General features: G+C 74.7%; 3 protein-coding genes. All 3 read left to right on the top strand.

The genetic code is table 11. The features are described 5' to 3' along the window. Positions 1 to 143 precede the first annotated feature (143 nt). The 3 genes from ACWF9Z_RS04570 to ACWF9Z_RS04560 all read left to right on the top strand — a co-directional run bounded on the left by ACWF9Z_RS04570 (position 144) and on the right by ACWF9Z_RS04560 (position 4138). The gene (locus ACWF9Z_RS04570; RefSeq protein WP_453597392.1) at positions 144 to 1349 is read left to right on the top strand and encodes a hypothetical protein; all 1206 of its coding nucleotides are present in this window, start codon (positions 144 to 146) and stop codon (positions 1347 to 1349) included. 39 nt (positions 1350 to 1388) lie between these two features. Next, positions 1389 to 3494 carry a tetratricopeptide repeat protein gene (locus tag ACWF9Z_RS04565; protein WP_453597390.1) on the top strand — a complete coding sequence of 702 codons (2106 nt, stop codon included), beginning with the start codon at positions 1389 to 1391 and terminating at the stop codon, positions 3492 to 3494. A 197-nt stretch (positions 3495 to 3691) separates the two neighbouring features. After that, on the top strand, positions 3692 to 4138 hold the full coding sequence (locus ACWF9Z_RS04560) for a flavin reductase family protein (RefSeq protein ID WP_453597389.1): 447 nt from the start codon (positions 3692 to 3694) through the stop codon (positions 4136 to 4138). Positions 4139 to 4391 lie beyond the last annotated feature (253 nt).

Raw genomic sequence — 4391 nt, 5'->3', positions numbered from 1 at the left:
TGGGCGCCGTCCCGTTTCCGCCCTCGACCCCCCCCCCCCCCCCCCAAAACCCCCCCCGGGCGCTTATTGTTCGGGGGCCCCCCGGGGGGGGGGCCCCCCCCTCCCCGGGCCGGGCCCGGCCGACGAGAGACGGAGCACCCGCCATGGCGGAGCCGGCCCACCTCAGCGCTGACGACCTCCCGCTGGCGCTCCATCCCCTGGTCTTCCTGGAGGACGGTGACGAGGTCACCATCGGCCGCCGGGACACCGAGTCCTACGCGATCTTCCCGCCCGACGGCGCCGCGCTGGTGCGCCGGCTGCAGGAGGGCGCCACCCCCGCGCAGGCCGCCGACTGGTACGAGCAGACGTACGGGGAGCGCGCCGACGTCGGGGACGTCGTCGAGGCCCTGCAGGAACTCGGCTTCGTACGGGCCGAGGGCGAGGCGGAGACGACGGCGGAACCCGTGCGCTGGCAGCGGCTCGGCCGGGCGGTCTTCTCCCCGGCGGCGTGGACCGCGTACGCGCTGACCGCCCTCTGGGCGGTGATCTGCGTGGTGCGCCGGCCCGAACTCCTGCCGACCCCCGACGACCTGGTCTTCAGCCACTACTACGCGGTGATCACCCTCGTCCTGTTCGTGGTCGCGGTCCCGCTCATCGCCATCCACGAGATCTTCCACGCGCTGGCCGGCCGCCGTCTCGGCATCCGCTCGCGCACGAGGATGTCGTACCGGTTCTACTTCCTCGTCGTCGAGACCTCGCTGGACGGTCTGGCCGGGGTGGAGCGCCGCAAGCGCTATCTGCCGATCCTCGCCGGGATGGTCGCCGACGCCGTCCTGATCAGCCTGGCCGTCATCGTGGCCGGATTCGCGAGCGGGCTGGTCTCGCGCGTGTGCCTGGCGGTGGCCTTCACCACCTTCATCCGGCTGATGTGGCAGTTCTTCCTGTACCTGCGCACCGACATCTACGTCCTGATCACCACCGTGCTCGGCTGCGTGGACCTGCACACCACCTCCGTGCGCATGCTCGCCAACCGGGTCAACCGTCTGCTCGGGCGCACCGGCCGGATCACCGACGAGTCCCTGTGGCACCCCGTGGACCGGCGGGCCGCCCGCTGGTACTCCTGGCTGCTCCCCATCGGCTACGTCATCAGCCTGAGCACGTTCCTGTGGGGCGTCGGTCCCGTCTTCCTGGACATGATCTCGGCCTCGCTGGAGCGCTTCGGCTCCGGGCACGGCTCGTCCTGGATCCAGCTGCTCGACGCGGCCGTCTTCCTCGTCCTGACCTTCGGCCAGATCGGCTTCGCCCTCTGGCTCGCCGCCCGGGAGCGCCTGCGCAGCCGACGGGCCCGGCTCCACCACGTCATCGCCTGACGGGACCACCCCCGGCGGGCCTCTGTGAAAGGCAGGCCCATGAGCGGGCACCACTGGATCTGCGCGCCGCACCGCCGCGAGCGCGAAACGCTGCGGGCCGGTCTCGACCTGCCCCCGCTGCTCGCGTCCCTGGACGCCCACCGGCGCCTGCGCGGCCCGTACACCGCCGCCGGTGCGCTGCTGCGGCTCGTGGCCCCCGGCGCGCTGGCCCGGCGGCCCGAGCTGGCCGGCCGGCACTACATCGAGCTCCAGGAGAGCACGCCCGAACTGGCCCCGCTGGTGCCGCCGATCACGCACCACATCGAGGAGCAGTCGACGGCCGGAGAGGTGAGCCGCTACCCGGCCCGCCTGCACTCCCTGCGCGTCGCCCACGGCATCGTGGACTTCCTGCTCGCCGCCCTCGCCGACGAGGGGCAGGGCCCGCGCACCCTGGTCGTGGAGAACGTCCAGCACGCCGACGTGACCGACCAGGAGTTCCTGGCCGCCGCCCTGCGGCGGATCCCGCCCGAGCTTCTCACCCTGGTGCTGTGCTCGGGGACGGCCCGGCTGCTGGACCCGCCCGGCTTCCCCTCCCTCTCGCTCCCGGACGCCCTGGCCGCGTACACGACGAAGACGCAGGGATCGGCCGCCCCGGCCCCGCACACCGCCGGTCCCGACGCGGCCCGGGCGTACGTGGACGGGGACTGCGTGGACGACGACCCCGCGCTGATCGCCGCCTACGAGCGGCTCGCCGAGACCGAGCGCGCGGCGCTGCACGACCGCCGGGCCGCCGAACTCGCCGGTCCGGCCGAGGAGACGGAGCCCTCGCTGCGGCTGGGCGCGCTCCCCTACCACCTGATGCGGGGCTCCGACGCCGCCGGCGCCGGGGTCGAGGCGCTGCGCGCGGCCATGCTGCGCTGCAAGTACCTGGGCTTCTACCACATCGCGGCCGAACTGGGCGACGAGGGGCGGCGGTTCGTGGACCCGGTCGAGCGCCCCCAGCTGTGGTGGGTGTTCATCCGGGAGTCTGGGGTGTGCCTCGCGGCGGCCGGCCGGCCCGACGAGTCGGCCGTGCTCCAGGAGGAGGCGCGGATGGCCACCCAGAACCCCGCGCACCACATGAAGCTCGCCTACGAGATCGGCATGCTCTACGCACGCCACTACCCGGAGGAGCGGCGCGATCCGCGTCAGGCGCGGGCCTGGGTCAACACGGCCATCGCCCTGTCGGACCTGCTGCCGGATCCCAAGGAGCGTTCCTTCTACTCGGTCTTCAACCGCAACGGGCTCGCGCTCGTGGAGGTCCGCGACGGCCATCCGGACGAGGCGCTGCGCCTGCTCGACCAGGGGATCGAGCGGCTCGACCGGGAGCTCGGCCTGGGCGAGCGCACCTGGCACCGGGTCGGACTGCGGTACAACCGGGCGCAGGTCAACAGCATGAGCGGGCGCCTGGAGGCGGCCCTCGAGGACTACGCCGAGATCGTGGACGCCGACGACGACTTCGCCGACCACTACTTCAACCGGGGCAACATCCTGCGCAAGCTCGGGCGTTCGGAGGAGGCCATCGCCGACTACGAGCGGGCCCTCGCGCTCGAGGCCCCGTTCCCCGAGGCCTACTACAACCGCGGTGACGCCCGGCTCGAACTCGGTGACGTCGAAGGCGCGTTGGCTGACTTCAGCCGTACCCTCGAGCTCGAACCGGGCCACCAGGAAGCGCTTTTGGGCCGGGCCGGCCTGTTCGCCGACGCGGGCGAGGCCGACGCGGCGCTGGCGGACGTGGACGCCGGACTGGCGCTGGCCCCCGACCACCCCCACCTGCTGTGCCTGCGCGGCCGGCTGCTGGCGGAGGCGGGTCGCGGCAAGGAGGCGGCCGAGGCGCTCGAGTCCGCGCTCGCGGGCGATCCGGGACTGGCCGAGGCCTGGGCCGTCAAGGGCGAACTCGCCTACCTGGAAGGCGATCTGGCGACCGCGACGGCTGATTTCGACCGGGCGGTGGGACTGGCCGACCGGCCCGAGTTCCGGTTCAACCGGGCCGTGGTCCACGAGGCGGCCGGCCGGTTCGACCGGGCGGCGTCGGACTTCGACGCCGTGTACGCGGCCACCGGCGACCCCGACGCCGGCGAGCAGCGGGATTCCTGCCTGCGCGCCGCCGAGCACAGCGCCGTCTGAGGCGGAGCGCGGGATGAGGCGGAGCGCGGGATGAGCCTGCGGCAGCGGGAGCAAGGACCGGACGTACGGGCCGGCGCACAGGCTGGTGCGCGGGCCGGGGTACGGCGGGACACGGGGGCGGGGGGGGGGGCGGGCGGGGGCGCGCCCCCCGCCCCCCCCCCCCGGCGGACGAGCTGGCGGCGGCGTTCACCGAGGCGATGGCCCGGCTGGTGTCCGGGGCGGCGGTGATCAGCGGGCGGCGCGCCGACGGCAGCCCGTGCGGACTCCTGGTGTCCTCCCTCAGCTCCTACAGCGTGGCCCCGCCGTCCGTCATGCTGGCGCTCGCGTGCGGCTCGCGTACGTACCGGGCCATGGACGCCAGGGTGGGCACGTCCTTCGGGGCGCACCTGCTGGGCTCCGGGGACGAGGCCCTCGCGAAGGTGTTCGCGGGCCGCTCGGAGGACAAGTTCGCGGGCCTGGCCTGGCACTGGGACGACGGGACGCCCCGGCTGGAGGGCGTCCCGGTGTACCTGAGGTGCCGGGTCTCCGCGGTGTTCCCGCACGGGGACCACGCGGTGCTGGTGGGCGAGGTGGCGGGCTGCGCGGTGGCGGACGCGGATCCGCTGGTCTACTACCGGCGCCGACTGGACTGGCGGCTGGGCTGAGGCGGTCCGGGCCCGGCCGCGGCGGTCCGTGACGGACCGGACCCGGCCGGCTCCCGGCCGGCTCCCGGCCGGTGCCCGTGGGTTTCAGGACAGTGCCTGGCCGATGCCTGGCCGATGCCTGGCCGATGCCTGGCCGATGTTCGGCCGCCCCGGCCGCTGCCCGGCCGGGGCGGGGGGGGGCGGGGGCGGGGGGCGGGGGGGGGGGCGGGGGCCCCCCCCCCCGCGGCGGGGCGGGGGGGGGGGGATTTTAAAA

The sequence above is a fragment of the Streptomyces sp. NPDC054961 genome (assembly GCF_053609145.1).
The sequence above is the reverse complement of the archived record's forward strand: the minus strand, read 5'-3'. Positions and strand labels throughout refer to the sequence as shown.